12 protein-coding genes and 1 riboswitch are annotated in these 14957 nt (G+C 43.1%); of the genes, 9 read left to right on the top strand and 3 right to left on the bottom strand.

Annotation, left to right across the window (positions count from 1 at the left end):
- Position 1: 1 nt before the first annotated feature.
- From BRLA_RS13815 to BRLA_RS13805, 3 genes are read right to left on the bottom strand one after another with little or no spacing between them, the layout of a single operon-like run.
- Positions 2 to 772, bottom strand: coding sequence for an ABC transporter permease (locus BRLA_RS13815; protein WP_003335993.1), 771 nt, complete (start codon positions 770 to 772; stop codon positions 2 to 4).
- Complete coding sequence (locus tag BRLA_RS13810) at positions 769 to 1065, bottom strand: MTH1187 family thiamine-binding protein (protein ID WP_003335994.1); 297 nt, start codon at positions 1063 to 1065, stop codon at positions 769 to 771. The genes BRLA_RS13815 and BRLA_RS13810 overlap by 4 nt, the downstream gene beginning before the upstream one ends.
- 32 nt (positions 1066 to 1097) lie before the next feature.
- The gene (locus tag BRLA_RS13805; protein WP_003335995.1) at positions 1098 to 2126 is read right to left on the bottom strand and encodes an ABC transporter substrate-binding protein; all 1029 of its coding nucleotides are present in this window, start codon (positions 2124 to 2126) and stop codon (positions 1098 to 1100) included.
- 72 nt (positions 2127 to 2198) lie between these two features.
- A riboswitch (TPP riboswitch) is annotated at positions 2199 to 2309 on the bottom strand.
- 241 nt (positions 2310 to 2550) lie between these two features.
- On the opposite strand from BRLA_RS13805, the gene BRLA_RS13800 reads away from it, so the two are divergent.
- From BRLA_RS13800 to BRLA_RS13760, 9 genes are all read left to right on the top strand, one after another.
- A complete protein-coding gene (locus BRLA_RS13800) occupies positions 2551 to 3858 on the top strand; it encodes a Na+/H+ antiporter family protein (RefSeq protein ID WP_003335996.1) in 1308 nt (435 codons plus the stop codon).
- 270 nt (positions 3859 to 4128) lie between these two features.
- Complete coding sequence (locus tag BRLA_RS13795) at positions 4129 to 4692, top strand: type VII secretion target (protein ID WP_003335997.1); 564 nt, start codon at positions 4129 to 4131, stop codon at positions 4690 to 4692.
- 278 nt (positions 4693 to 4970) lie between these two features.
- Complete coding sequence (locus BRLA_RS13790; RefSeq protein WP_003335998.1) at positions 4971 to 5723, top strand: vWA domain-containing protein; 753 nt, start codon at positions 4971 to 4973, stop codon at positions 5721 to 5723.
- A gap of 16 nt (positions 5724 to 5739) precedes the next feature.
- Entirely contained in the window at positions 5740 to 6624 is an 885-nt protein-coding gene (locus BRLA_RS13785) for a hypothetical protein (RefSeq protein ID WP_003335999.1), read from the top strand.
- A gap of 27 nt (positions 6625 to 6651) precedes the next feature.
- A complete protein-coding gene (locus BRLA_RS13780) occupies positions 6652 to 7467 on the top strand; it encodes a hypothetical protein (protein ID WP_003336001.1) in 816 nt (271 codons plus the stop codon).
- Positions 7468 to 7481: 14 nt separating this feature from the next.
- The gene (locus tag BRLA_RS13775; protein ID WP_003336002.1) at positions 7482 to 7895 is read left to right on the top strand and encodes a hypothetical protein; all 414 of its coding nucleotides are present in this window, start codon (positions 7482 to 7484) and stop codon (positions 7893 to 7895) included.
- Positions 7896 to 7921: 26 nt separating this feature from the next.
- Positions 7922 to 12136: a type VII secretion protein EssC gene (gene essC / locus BRLA_RS13770; protein WP_003336003.1), complete on the top strand. Its 4215-nt coding sequence runs from the start codon at positions 7922 to 7924 to the stop codon at positions 12134 to 12136.
- Positions 12137 to 12286: 150 nt separating this feature from the next.
- Entirely contained in the window at positions 12287 to 12556 is a 270-nt protein-coding gene (locus BRLA_RS13765; RefSeq protein ID WP_003336004.1) for a WXG100 family type VII secretion target, read from the top strand.
- A gap of 181 nt (positions 12557 to 12737) precedes the next feature.
- Positions 12738 to 14861 (top strand): WG repeat-containing protein, encoded by a 2124-nt coding sequence (locus BRLA_RS13760; RefSeq protein ID WP_003336005.1) that lies wholly within the window; start codon positions 12738 to 12740, stop codon positions 14859 to 14861.
- Positions 14862 to 14957 lie beyond the last annotated feature (96 nt).

The following is a 14957-nucleotide window of genomic DNA, read 5'->3' as shown; positions in this document are numbered from 1 at the left end:
GCTAGTCTCGCTTATTCGATTGCCATCGGAACGCCCAGCGTTCTAAAAGACGAATCAAGCCAAATAGTAAGCAACTGACAATTACAATAAGAAACATCGTGACAAAAACCCGATCAGCACGAAAGGAAGCCTTTGCCATAAGCATGTAGACGCCTAACCCTTTTTGCGACCCTAACCATTCAGCAATGACGGCTCCCATCACACTGTAGGTTGCCGAGATTTTTAGTCCAGAAAACATGGAGGCAAGCGAATGAGGTAACTCTAGCTTCCAGAAAATTTGTTGGCGAGTTGCTCCAAGCATTAGCATATATCGTTTGATTTGAGGATCGGTTTGCGCCAGTCCCGTCATGGTAGATAAAGTGACGGGAAAAAAGCAGACCAGCGTAATCAAAATCATTTTTGGCAATAACCCAAAGCCAAACCAGATCATCAAGAGAGGAGCTAAAATAATGGTCGGTATGTTTTGGCTTAGGATGAGTAATGGATACAAGGCGGCCTTCACAGGCGGAGTTACATGTAATAAAAAGGCAAGAATAAGACCCGTTGTACTCCCAATTGCAAAGCCTAATAGGGTGATTTGTAAAGTAGCCCATAGGTGTTGTGTAAGATGCGGCGCTTGATTCCAGCCTTCTTGGAAAATAGCAAGGGGACTTGGTAAAAACCACGCTTCGGGTTTCCAGATAAAAGTCGCAAGCTGCCATATAAAGAGAAACAGGAAGACCGCGAGAACGGGCGGCCATCCTGTTTTATATAGACGACGATTGTTATTCATGGACGATATTTCTCCGTCAATGCATCCATCGAAGCTAACCCATCAGCACGGTGATAAATTTTGATTTGGGAGATTACGGACGGGCAACCAGCCTCAACCATTACATCACTCATCTTTTTTACGATAGCAAGCAGTTCTTCCAACTCGCCTTCCATCGTGGTCTCTAACGGGCTAACGAAATATTTTACTCCTGATTGCGAAATGACTTCAATTGCTTTGTCTACAAAGGGAATGACTCCCTCACCTTGAGGGGTGGTAGGGATAATTTGAATGCTAACTAAGGCATTTGCCATCTGTAATCGCTCCTCTATGTGATATGCCGCGTTTATGATTTCGGTAAAAAGTCGTTGGTAAATGCTTTGTCGACATCCAGTGGTTTTTCTAATAACTGATGTTCCACCATCCAGTCGGAGTAGCCTTGCCAAACATCGCGTTTTTGTTCTCCCCAACGCGGTGCATCATCCTGATAACGTGGACTTAACCATTTTTGGCTCGCTTTTACCAATTTTTCATCCAAATCGGGAACATGCTTAAGGAGGATGCTAGCCGCTTCTTCCGGATGCTTACCAGCATATTGATATCCCTTGGAGGTTGCTGCCATGAAGGCTTTAACAATCTCTGGCTTTTCTTGAATCATTTTTTCATTCGTAATGAGAACAGGGGTATAATAATCTAGTTTATCCGAATATTTATTAACGTATATCATGTTAATTGGCTCGTTTCGCAGCTCTGCCTCAATGCCCGTCCACGCGTAAAAAATCCAAGCGAAGTCAATATCGCGTTTTACAGCAGTAAAGTAATCTGCTTCACCTACATTAATCATGTTTAGCTTATTGATATCAGCTTTTTCTAAGCTCATCAGAGATTGTAAAACCGCTTTTTCACTTGGAGCCCCATAGCCTCCGTAGGTTTTTCCTTCAAAATCTTTGGGAGACAAAATCTTCTTGCTTACTGGTGAAGCAAAACCAGAAGTATTATGCTGAATGACAGCGGCAAGCGATACGATAGGGACATTTTGAGTTCGTGCTTGCGTGACACCCTCCTGATAGCTTACTCCAAATGGAATTTCACCGGTGGCCACCATGGTATCAGCTCCGTTCATGCCAGGCTGAACGATCTCTATATCCAGCCCTTGCTCGGCGTAGTAGCCTTTTTCAAGAGCGACATATAATCCGGTGTGATTGGTATTAGGTGTCCAGTCAAGGACGACCTTACTTTGGGTTTTGGCAGGGGCTGCTTCAGGTGTCTTTTTGTCGCTTGGTGTATCCGGTGTAGCAGATTGTCCGCAAGCTGATAGAGCGAGCACGAGCAATCCAGAAAGTAATGTAGCAGGTAAGCGTTTACTAGTTCTCATAAATCCCGAAACCTCCATGTTGTTTGGTAGACAACAAAAAAACGCAACCTGTCTTGGAAGCGTTCATGTAAGAAGATATCAGAAGCTTACTTCCCTACGCTGGCATTATCCAGATCAGGTTATGGGTCAGTATTATAAGGAATACACTCTCAGCCGGCCAATTCCAGCTCCCCGAAGCGTTTTGCAGTTGTTATCGTTACTGCCATCATATACTCAAATGGAACGTTTGTCTATAAAGAATACAATTCAATGATTGATCCTGTTCGTTTTGATCATTGTGAAAAAATTCGGCGTTTTACTCAGGTACCTGCAATGATGTTGAGAAGGAGATGCGCTGTATTTCGAGCTACAAAAGCGCTTGTCACAAACACTTTACTATGTTATAACTTTAGTTAGCTAATATACTAAAGCGTAGGTGAACGTTATGCTATTATTTAATGGAGTTATACTTTCGGTGATCGTAATTGTTATACTGTCGCTGTTGCGATTAAATGTCATTTTTGGCTTGATCGCCGCTTCCATCACCGCAGGGCTGGTTGCCGGTGGTTCCATAACTGACACCATCCAGATGATGGTGCAGGGGATGAGCGGACAGTTAGAAACAGCGCTCAGTTATATTTTACTTGGGATGTTTGCTGTGATGATCGCTAAGTCTGATATTACAGCCTTATTAGTAAAAAAATTATTGGTGGTATTGCGTGGAAAACGTGGTATTTTACTGATGTCCATTGCTACAGCAGCTTGTTTGTCGCAAAATGCAGTACCTGTGCATATTGCCTTTATACCTATTTTAATCCCACCCTTGCTGAGCTTGTTTACTAAAATGCAAATTGATCGTCGTGCTGTTGCTTGTGCGTTAACATTCGGCTTGCAAGCACCCTATATTATGCTTCCGGCGGGCTTTGGGCTGATCTATCATCAGATTGTTGTATCTGAAATGGGGAAGGCTGGGATGTCAATTGCAGTAACCGATTTTCCAAAAGCAATGCTTATTCCAGGGATTGGTATGATCGTAGGGTTATTGGTGGCACTATTCATTAGCTATCGTAAACCCAGAACATACCAAATTATCGCTACAGATACTGACCAGGATAACGAGAAGAAAGAATTACGTTTTACCAAACGACATGCATTCACCCTCGTAGCCATTCTCTTAGCATTAACCGTGCAATTATTGACGAAATCACTCATTATTGGTTCGCTTACAGGAATTGTTTGTTTATTTATTTTCCGAGTGGTGCCGTGGAATTTGGGGGACGAGGTGGTGCAGCGCGGTGTTGCTATGATGGGATTTATCGCTTTTGTTATCCTCCTTGCCTCTGGTTATGCTACTGTGTTGAAAGAGACAGGAGCTGTTCAGCAGCTAGTAGCTTCTGGAGTGGAATATTTCGGTCAAAATCGTTTTTTAGCTAGTGTGATTATGCTATTGATCGGTTTAGTGATCACCATAGGAATAGGTTCTTCATTTGGTACGGTCCCAATCATTACTGCTATCTTTGTACCGCTTTGTGCTGGACTGGGCTTCTCTGTACTTGCGACAGCGGCGTTAATTGGTACAGCCGGAGCTTTGGGGGATGCAGGATCTCCAGCTTCCGATAGCACGCTAGGGCCTACCTCAGGATTGAATGCAGATGGGCAACATCATCATATCTGGGATACATGCGTACCTACATTTCTTCATTATAATATACCCTTGTTTATATTTGGACTTCTAGCTGCCTTTACTCTGTAATTTTCATCATAGACAAAAAATGATAGGGAGTCTTTTTCAGTGAAAAAGACTTTTTTTGTATCTATATACCTATACGTAACGAAAAAAACAGGACCAATTACTCTAGTATGAAGTTCCTGGTTCTGTAAATCTAAAAAGATAGGGAAAATCCCTGAATTTGTTCCAGAAATCTTGTTTAAGTGAGCATCATGATTCATTTCCAAGGTCAAGAGTAATGAAATTTCGTACTACCTGTTAGAACGAGTATGAGTAAATCAGAGGGGATAAGAGATGTCGCGAATACTAGTACATCCGCATCTGTTGCAAGAATTGGGTCACGAATACAAACGAGCTGCACAGGAGTGGAATGAAATAGAAGGACGTTTGCATCATGCAATGGAAAGTCTAAGCTGGGAAATTGGGCAACACACACAGCTAGAGGATAATTGGCGTGCTGTCCGTGCCCTCATGGAGCAACTGCAAGCACACTCCAACGATTTAGCTAAGCGTCTCGTCGAATCTGCGGAACGCTTTCAACAAGTTGATAGAGAAAGTGCAGAGCGGTTAACGATGACAATAGAGCAGGTTCGACATCAATTGAGAGAGCAGGGAGCTGTACTGGGATTAACAAGCTCTTCACGCTTTTTTCCACAGCAGGATATGCAACGTCATTTAGCTACATTGGGCAGCACAGAAGAGCTGCCAATGGCACGTTTTCAATTTGTCCGTGAAAATATACAATTTCTTGATACTTCTATACATGATGGATATAGCGAGGATACAAATGAAGATGATCAGGTTCAGCCTTCTGTATCTGGATTGGTTAAAGTAAGTGAAAAAATTCCGAGGTCCTAAAGCGATTGTTCTGCTAGGGAGGAAGGCGAGTTTTTGATCTTTATTACACCAGTAAGGTTACGCAGGCATTTTAGCTGAGCGAATGCTTATCGTCCTGTAGTAGCAATCAGAGCCGCTTGGAAAGTAGTATAAGTAATGATCAAAGGGGGGATCTCCTCGGGAAGTGTTGAAAGAAGGGAACACATAAAACACTTCATATTCCAAATAAGATCACGGTGGCTTAAAGTCAAGCGCTTCTACCGTGGTTCTCTGCAACAGGAGCATAAGGAGAGTCGATTATGAGCTATGAGTTACCAGCGACACATCGAACCCCTGCTCTTATCATTTACCTGATTGATGTGAGTGGTTCCATGTGTCTGCCTATGGGAGATAAACGTAGGATTGATATAGTGATGGAAGCATTATCTGCTGCCATTCGACAGATGATTTTTCGTTCGACAAAGGGAACTCGGATGTCCCCACGCTATCGTATCGCAATTTTAGCATACAGCGATGAAGTATATGATTTATTGGATGGAATTCGAGGAATAGATGAGGTAGCCCGTTTGGGGAAACTGCCCGAAATAAGTCCGCGTAGATTGACAGATATGGCTAAAGCATTTAAACAAGTTGAAAAATTATTGCTAGAAGAGCTCCCGTTTCTACAAGATTCTCCGGCCCCTTTGATCTGTCATATGACAGATGGTGCTGCGACTGGTGAAGATCCGGAGCCCATTGTCAAACGAATTATGCAAATGGCTGTTCCTGATGGACATGTGCTTGTAGAAAACATTTTTATTTCCGAAGAGCTGCATGATCAAGAGCTTGTCGATGTGAAGCGCTGGGACGGAATCATGCCAGATACAATTTTAAGAGATGAACATGCCAATAGGCTGCGTTCCATGTCCTCTGTCTTACCGGAGAGCTATCGTGAGATGATGAGTGAGTCCATGTATCAATTAAAAAAGGGTGCCTTGCTTATGTTTCCGGCTACCAGTCCAGAATTGGTGTCTTTAGGGTTTCAAATGTCGGCAGCAACCCCCGTCCGTTAAAGACAGGTGATGCAATGTGAAATTAGCCTATCGTTATAAAAACATACATCAACACACAGAACAGTCTGTAACAAGAGAAGAGGAACATTTTGTCTGGAGATATGCGTACGCCCGGGCTTTGGAAACGCAACATGCTCAGGAGAAGGGGCAGGATTATCTTACGTTTGCCAGAAACGAGCAATCTTTTTTATTTGCATTGTGTGATGGCGTATCGCTCTCTTACTGTGGGGAGCTTGCGGCCAAAATGCTAGGGGACGGGCTACTAGATTGGCTTGCTTCCGATCTCTTTGAGAAAGAGGAGCGAGAGGAGTTCCTTCTACAACAGTTGGATATACATCTACAATCGTTAACCACTGTAACGAGTAGAATCATAGGTAATCATCCGATACCTTCAAGTATTACAGGCTTGCTACGTGATGTATTAGAATCGAAGCGGACACATGGAAGTGAAGCCATGTACATTTGCGGGCGTATTGATCTACCCTCGCATTCCTTTCCTAATGGAAGAATCCTGTTCGCTTGGCAGGGGGATTTACGGTTACGATTATTTAACCAAGAGCTTGAAATAACGGAATGCTTACAAGGAACATTTACTACACAAGAGCGCTGGTCAACGTTACATGGACCTGTGGGAGGAAAGCCTCATTTATTTCAATCCAGTTTAGCTGGACAACATCGCTTTACACGAATGATAGCCTATACAGATGGCTTAGCCACATTAGATAAATGCTATCCGCTCCCGACAGACAACGAGCTACAGTCCATGATTCTTCAAGCGGGTGACAGTCCGCTTAGTGATGATATAGCGTTAATGGATGTTAGCTGGAATCAGACAGACTCGTTTATCCCATACGATAAGGCGGGACACAAAAGAGAGTGGTTCGCTTGGCTTACGCGATAAAATCAATAGCATTGTAAGGAGGCTAGTATGAAAAATCCGTTTGAAACTATTTCAATCACGGATAAACAGCTATACTTTTTAGCATGCCTAACTGGTGCTGATCAAGTACTAGGTATAGCAGAGCCTTATGCTGGGTATCTAACAGAAGACTTGCAAGAGGAATGGGACCTAATAAAGACAGAGCTATTACACAAAGGGTATATTTTTGAAGATGAAACAGGCTTGTACATAGATGAGATGGTAAATTCCCTTGTAGCTCCGTGCGGACATGCCACAACGTGCTGTTATTTTCGTTATACGGATAAACATAGAGAAGATTATGAGGGGTATTTTCATTTTGACCGAGAAGTTGTAGTGGAAAAAATAGCAGCAGTAGGCGGTAAAAACGTATATGAGCTACTAGCTTTAGGTGACCCCTTAGAAGCCAGTAAAACAATGTGTAATCGAATCAGAAAAAACGCTGAGGAAAAAGTAGTAGTTCCCTCTATTGAACTACCAAATGCCATTTTTCAACAGATCAGAGGAATGGTAGAAACCGCCTCAATTGATGAGATTTGTGCTACCTTAAAGGATTATCAGTGCCATCAGGATGCAGCAGAGGCTTTTGCTCAGTCCTTGAAAGCTCAATGGTGCGAGGGACAACTAATTACAATGTCATGGCATCAAAATGAATGGAGCTTAAATGGCATGACGTTTCTGACCTCTAGTATTGCCAATTGGCTGATTCGTTTATTTGTGAAGGAACGAGAGGATTGGGTATGCATTTCTCCCAGCTCTCATATAGAAATGGATGACATTTTGCAGGAAATCATTTTAGAAAAGCTGGTCGCTCAGACGATCTAAAAAATGGTGGAGAAATGGATAAAATCATTGTGACAATTGTAACAAATGCTGATAAAAGTAAGTGGCCGGATTTTGAATTACCGACTCATTTCCCTTGTCAAATGATTGCCGAAAAGGTCTCTCGCATGGTAAAAGTCAGAGATCCCCATAGAGGGACTGATGCAAGATATCTGCTAGAAATGAAAGTGGGAGAACATGAATGGAAAATCCTTTCGTCAGACTCCACATTGTCTGAGTTAGGTGTCAAGTCCGGGGCATATTTGAGAGTACAGCGTAGCTTTTCTACTGGTGGGGAGGGCCAAACAATTGAAGGTTGGCGCTCATTATATCAACAACCATTATCTGAAGCTGGGCATGTACATCTAGCAAATGAGAAAAAAGACAAAAACAAGAGCGAGCTAAAAGGGTATGTGTGGAAAACCTTATAAACGAATACAGGGGAGGGGGAGCAGGAATGGCCTATGATTATTTTCAGCGATCACCGCGCTTAAAGCGTACATTACCCAAGCAAACAGTAGAAATCCATCGACCTCCTCTTGTTCCCCAACCACCCGCTTTCTCCATCATTTCTATCTTAATCCCCATTATTATCACGGGGATTTCGCTTTTTGCTTATTTATATATGGGATCGAGAATGAATACGGGAAACAAGAATTTTTTTGTGTTTCAAATGATTTTTATGAGCACCATGATTATTTCATACACAGTTCCGGTGTTTACCTATCTGCATAACAAGAGAAAATATCGTAGACAGGCAGAAACACGAACCATTCAGTACCAGGAGCAATTAGAGAAACACAGAAGAGAATTAAAAGAGTTACAAATGGAACAGCAAGCCATTATGCACGAATTGAATCCGTCTGTTTGGGAGTGTATACAGCGGATAGAGGAGAGAAGCAGTTCGCTATGGGAGCGTTCTGCACGTGATGAGGATTTTTTACAGTTGCGTTTGGGACTAGGAACGCTACCAGCTACCTATCAGATTATAGCGCCCAAACAGGAAGGCTATGAGACAGAGCCTTTGATTGAGGAAGCCCAGGCGTTGGCTCAAGCCTTTGAAAGAGTTGAGTCGGTTCCTATTCAACTACCCCTGTATCAATCGAAAGTCATAGGCGTGGTCGGTGAGCAGGAGGCTATTCTAAATGCGATCAGAGTGATGGTATTGCAGATGGCGACACATCACTCACCAGATGAGGTGAAAATCGCTGCCTTTTATCCAGAGTGGGAAGAAGAGCAATGGAAATGGCTACGCTGGCTGCCGCATACTTGGGATGATGAACAGACCATGCGATTCGTTGCTCAGGAAAAAGGAAGCGCTCACCAGCTACTCGACGTTTTGTACAGTCAGCTAAACCGGCGGAAAATGACGAGGGCTACTGATTTTCGTAAAGAGGCAGAGCTACCTTGCTGGGTGTTTATTCTGTCAGCCCCCCATCTAATTGAGGACGAGCCTATTTTGCCCTTACTTTTAAAAGAGGCTGAAGCAATTGGAGCATGTACGATTTTACTGGCGGATAGGAAAGATTCGTTGCCTATGCAGTGTCAATTGATTGTGGAAATACAGGGCAATCGCGGTGTTTGTAAAGAAACGGTGACAGGGGATGTGACTGGTCTAGAAGAGGGAGAAATTGCATGTACTATAGACGATCTTCCATTAGATAAAGCGGAGCATGCTGCGCGAATGATGGCAGGTGTAAAGGTTAAGCGCTCTACATCAGCAGAAATTCCACAGCGACTATCGTTATTTGAGCTTTTGGGGATTGAAAAAATAGAAGATTTGGATGTAACTGCCCTTTGGCAGGCGAATCGGTTTCCACAATCCTTGCCAGTTCCAGTGGGAGTACGAACAGGTGGAAAAAAAGTCCTGTTGAATATACATGACAAAATAGAACGGCGTGGGCATGGTCCGCATGGATTAATGGCTGGCACGACAGGTTCAGGAAAAAGCGAGGCTATTCAATCCATTGTTGCCTCATTAGCCGTTCATTATCATCCTCATGAGATGACTTTTCTATTGATTGACTATAAAGGCGGGGGAATGTCTAACACGTTTAGAGATTTACCGCATTTGGTCGGCTCCATCACCAATCTGGATGATCAGCTCGTAGAAAGAGCGATGGTTTCGTTACGCGCTGAGTTAATCCGTCGGCAAAAAATTTTAAATGAAGCAGGAGACCTTCAGCACATTGATGAGTATTATGAAACGACATGGCGGATGACTCATCCTCTACCTCATTTGGTTATTATTATTGATGAGTTTGCTCAACTAAAAAAAGAGCAGCCAGAGTTTATGAATGAACTAATATCAATTGCAACCATTGGTAGAACGTTAGGCGTGCATGTAATCCTAGCTACGCAAAAGCCTGGCGGTGTCGTAGATGATAAGATTTGGAGTAATGCCCGTTTTCGTATTTGTCTTAGAGTTCAGGATGATGCAGATAGCCGGGAAATGCTAAAGATACCAGATGCAGCATGGATTACAACACCGGGGCGTGGCTACTTACAGGTGGGGAGCAATGAGGAATTTGATTTGGTCCAGTTTGCCTGGAGTGGCGCACCATATCTGGCAGAGCAGACGCGAAATCAAAAAGAACCGGAGATTTATGAGGTTTCATTAAGTGGAAAACGTACGAAATGTGAGATAAAAGAAGAGCTAAACACAGATCAAACGAGAAAGCAAAAGAAGCAGCTTCAGGTCCTAATGGAATATCTGGCAAGCGTAGCAGAGAAAGAAGGGGTCAGCCGATTACCTGGTCCGTGGCTTCCTCCTTTGCCCAAACAGCTTGCTTTAGAGGATATTTCAGCGTGTACATACGGTTGGAATGGAAAGGAATGGAGAGCCAATGCCCCGGGTCTTTCTGCCATTGTAGGCTTAGTAGACGATGTGGCACAGCAGCGACAGGAGCCATTGCTACTATCACTAGAAGAAGGGCATTTACCTATTTATGGGATGCCGGGAACAGGAAAGACTACATTTTTACAAACCTTACTATTATCCCTGGCTACTCGTTATTCTCCAGAACACCTTCATTTTTATTTGTTGGATTTTGGACGAACGCTACGCGACTTTTCGTATTTGCCTCATGTTGGCTCCGTTATTTTGGATGAGGAAACAGATAAAATCAAGCGTTTATTTCGTTATCTGCTTGAGGAGGTAGGCAGACGCCGAGAGCTACTTGCAAATAGCGGTGTGAAAACACTTCGAGCGTACCAAATGTCTACGGGGAAGACCGTCCCTAGAATTGTCGTATGCATAGATGGCTATCTAAACTTCCGAAATCAGTACTCCTATGAGAATGATCAGCTAGAGCAGCTAGTAAGAGAAGGGGGAAGCGTAGGACTTTCTTTCGTTGTGACTGCTAACCGTATTACAGATATTGTGGAGAGAATACGAGGTAACTTTTCTCTGGGAATTGCCTTTGAACTATCTGATCCAAGCGACTATTATTTTGCGGTGGGGCGTCCTACAAAACCACCCGTCCATTTATCAGAAGGAAGAGGACTAGTGAAAGGACAAGTGCCTCCACTTGAGTTTCAGACTGCTTTACCTATAGCGGGCAACGACGACATGCAGCGCTCGGTTCGACTGCGCAATGTAATGGAGCAGATGAGCATTGCTTGGAATGGGGACCGTCCAAAAGAAATTTTGTCACTACCAGAGGTTATTTTCCTAGAGGAGCTATTAGCTATCAAGTCTGTTATTCCTAATAAATCCTCTCTCTCTAGTATAACGGATATTTCCATATCCTCACCTTCTAATTCATTTAGAGTTCCTGTAGGTATATATGTAGATGATTTAACTTTGTTTGAGGTAGATGTAAAAGAAGGCCCGTATTTTGTGGTAGGAAGTCCGATGGAAGGGGGAAAAACCTCCTTTTTAATGACATGGGTACTATCTCTATGCGATCGAGTGTCTCCACAAGATCTGGAAATTTACTGTATCGACTTCCGGCCTAGTTCCGCATCCTTACTAGCTCTAGAACACGTAACACACGTAAAGGGGACGGCCACTAGAGAGAGCGAGCTTACAGAATTGCTTACTACTCTAAGTACGAAAATAAAAATGCGCCACACCCATGATGATCAGCTAAACAATCAATCTTACAGAGAGCAATCGACTTCTTCTCAGATGTGCAAGGAGGAATTGTTCAATCAGGCTGAATCCATCAAAACAGATAAATTAGAGGACCAAAATCATAAAGAGCCAGCTCTTCTGCTGGTAATTGATGATGCAGATTTATTTTTCAAGCAGATCACAGATTATCAAATCAAGGATCAATTGACTCAGTTGCTTCGACAAGGTAGAAGCCGCGATCTGTATGTGATTATCTCTGGGGTGCCATCTGATTTTCCATATAGTAGCAACGATTGGTTATCCGAGATTAAAAATATGCAAACAGGCTTTTTATTTGGCAGTATTGATGCTAATGACTTGGCTTTCTTGAAAATCCCATCGACAGAAGCTAGTCATTATCCGCATGCTGCCTATAATAAAATGCTGCCACCAGGTCAGGGCTACTTTGCTAAAAGGCGTTATCATCGAGTCAAGGTAGCTATGCCTTTCAACGAGGAGCGATCCCTACAAGAGCTCATCCACACTATTAATGAAAAATGGGTACAGAAGGATGCTTGTAGGCCGATAGATTCACAAAATAAAAGTTATTGTTAAAAATGAAGGGCAAAAGTCCTTTTTAACTATAAGTGAACATAGGTGTTTCTTTCTAAATCGGCTTCCTTACAAATTGGGAATTGTTTCTAAAAATACTCTAGGCTACAATAGGACAAAAGAGAATGTGAACGACTTGGGGGGAAAAAGAACATGTCACGCATTTTAATTTCGCCTGATCAAGTGGATGAAGTAGCAAACCAGTTTCAACAAAGCAAGGAACAAAGTCAGCAAGTGATTGATCGTCTGAACCAACAAATTCACCAAATGGAAGGTCAGTGGGACGGGATGACGAAACAAAAATTCTTCCAGGAATTTCAGGAAGCGAACAGGCAAATGACTGGATTTGTCCTGTTGCTTGAAAGTATATCACATGAATTACATGCAATTGCGACGAAGTTCCGTCAGGCGGATTCTCAATAAAGCAAGAAAATCAGAAAAGGACTAGGTGGGAAAGAGAGCCTAGTCCTTTTCTCAGTGAGAGATTACATAGGACAAAAATCAATAGTCAAAAATCCATTGAACGCGCCTGTATGTTTTTTTTCGTTCCACCATCTATGTTTATTATATGAATACTACAAGGTAAGAAAGAGAGGAGGCTCTCATGGTATTTCAGCCGAGAGTAGAGGAAGAGCTTCATCTACACAATGCTACATATACAATCGGCGAGCATCCAGTCGCTCCTCATGTTCCCTACGGTCAGGAGGGGCGTCAAGGAATTGTCTATCAAATGATTCCTCGAAAAGAAGCAGATTCCAAGTGGAAGGCATTAAAGGTGTTTCGTCAGCAGTATAAAGATCCAAAGCAGGTTTATCTTTCTGAGCAAATCAGGGACTTTGCTAGTTTACCAGGGCTATCTGTATGTGACCGCGTTATATTGACACCTCAGAAACATGGAGAGCTATTAAGTCAGCATCGCGATCTGATGTATGCAGTGGTTATGCCCTGGATAGAAGGACCTACTTGGATGGATATTATTATAGATAAACGGGCATTAAGCCGGACAGACAGCTTAACTTTAGCACGTTCATTAGCTAAAGTTTTATCAACTATGGAACAACAAGGGCTAGCTCATTGTGATTTATCCGGTCCCAACTTGATTTTGCCAGGTTTGGTCAGGGATCAGGTAGAAGACGGCTTTTCTTATGTAGAGCTGGTAGACGTAGAGCAATTATATGGACCGAGATTGGAGCGGCCTGATGTCATATTTGCAGCATCTCCCGGCTATTCCCTGCCACAAACCTCTCCATTAGGCTTATGGAGTAAATATGCTGATCGATTCTCTGGAGCTATTTTACTAGCCGAGATATTAGGCTGGTATGATGAAACGGTCAGAGAAGCCGCTTGGGGAGAAAGCTATTTCCATCCAGAAGAAATACCTCACAGCACAAAAAGATATCCACTTTTGATAGATTCTATTCGTAATGATTGGGGGGCAGAGATTGCTTCCTTGCTTGATCGTGCTTGGCAAAGTAAGGAGCTAAATGAATGCCCAACTTTTGGAGAATGGTTACTCGCTTTAATGGATGTACAGGAAGAAGGGCAGATAGGATTCGAAAAGCAGAAGATGGCCGATCAACCACCGATTCATATCTCCTTACCGCAAGTGGACATGCCTTTTTCTAGAAAAGAAACAGAACGATTGCCTGCTCCGGAAATCTTGAAAACGGAAGAAAACGCACAGGGAGACTTTGCAAATTTACCTGCTATCTACCAAAAAATGGAACGTGCTAAACAGTGGGAAGCACAAGGAGAGCTGGAACGTGCAATAGAGACGTATCGAGCTGTGCAGAAGCAACTAGAGCCCCAGCATGCTCTAGCCCAGGATTTATGGATGATAATCGCTGAGCTTGAAACAAAAATAAAAACTCACAAGCCTCTCCCAGAGGAGAAAGCATCCCAATCGGCACCTGCCAAGCAGGCGGAACATAAAAACAGCATGGCTAAAAAATCGCTTGGAGCAGGGGTGGCAGCTGCCTTTTTTCTCGTAGCAGTTGGTGGTCTTATGTGGAGTAATGAACAAAATGAGAAGCAGGCAGTCAATGCTATTGAGATAACAAAACCTCCGGAAGGGGAAAAACAAGACAAGGAAGCGCGAGAACCTTTGGAAAAAGAAGCTGTGGAACAACTAAAGGCTGCTAAAAACCTACAGGAGATAGCCATACAGGAGGAGCAGCTAGCGAAGCAGAAGGCTGAACGCGATGACAAAGGACAAGCAGCTCAAGGAAAGAAAGAACAGACGAATGAGCAACAAGCCCCTAAAAAAACCACTAGCGTAAAGCCTGAAAAGACCAAGAAAGATATACAAGTAAAGGAAGTAGCGCACGGCAAAACAAATGTAGCTCAGGAGTCACCTACTAAAGTAACGTTACATACACAAGAAAAAGACAAGATACAGGTGAATCAGAAAAAAAGCACTCCAAAGCCGAAACACCCCACTCTTATCCCTAGAGAAAGGGCAGGGAAGTGGGGCTTTGTTGAGTTAGATTCAACTGGCTCTACTAATGTCGTGGTCGAGTATCAGTATGATTATGCAATGCCTTTTTCGGAAGGTTTTGCTGTAGTGAAGAAGAATGGTAAATTTGGCTACGTGAATACTACAGGTCAGGTAGTCATTGCATTAACCTATGATTGGGCTTCTAGCTTTCAAAATGGAAAAGCTACAGTGAAAAAGGACGGAGAGAATGTAGTCATTAATCCTCAGGGGATAGAATTGCATACTCAGTAGCCACCCTGCTCCGGTTCAATAGCACTAAAACTAGTTGCCACGATTCTCGATAAGAAAATGAGTATCCATCCCCTTCTGGACGCGTTTAGAAGGGGA

Source organism: Brevibacillus laterosporus LMG 15441, assembly GCF_000219535.2.
Taxonomy (GTDB): Bacteria; Bacillota; Bacilli; order Brevibacillales; family Brevibacillaceae; genus Brevibacillus_B; species Brevibacillus_B halotolerans.
The sequence above is the reverse complement of the archived record's forward strand: the minus strand, read 5'-3'. Positions and strand labels throughout refer to the sequence as shown.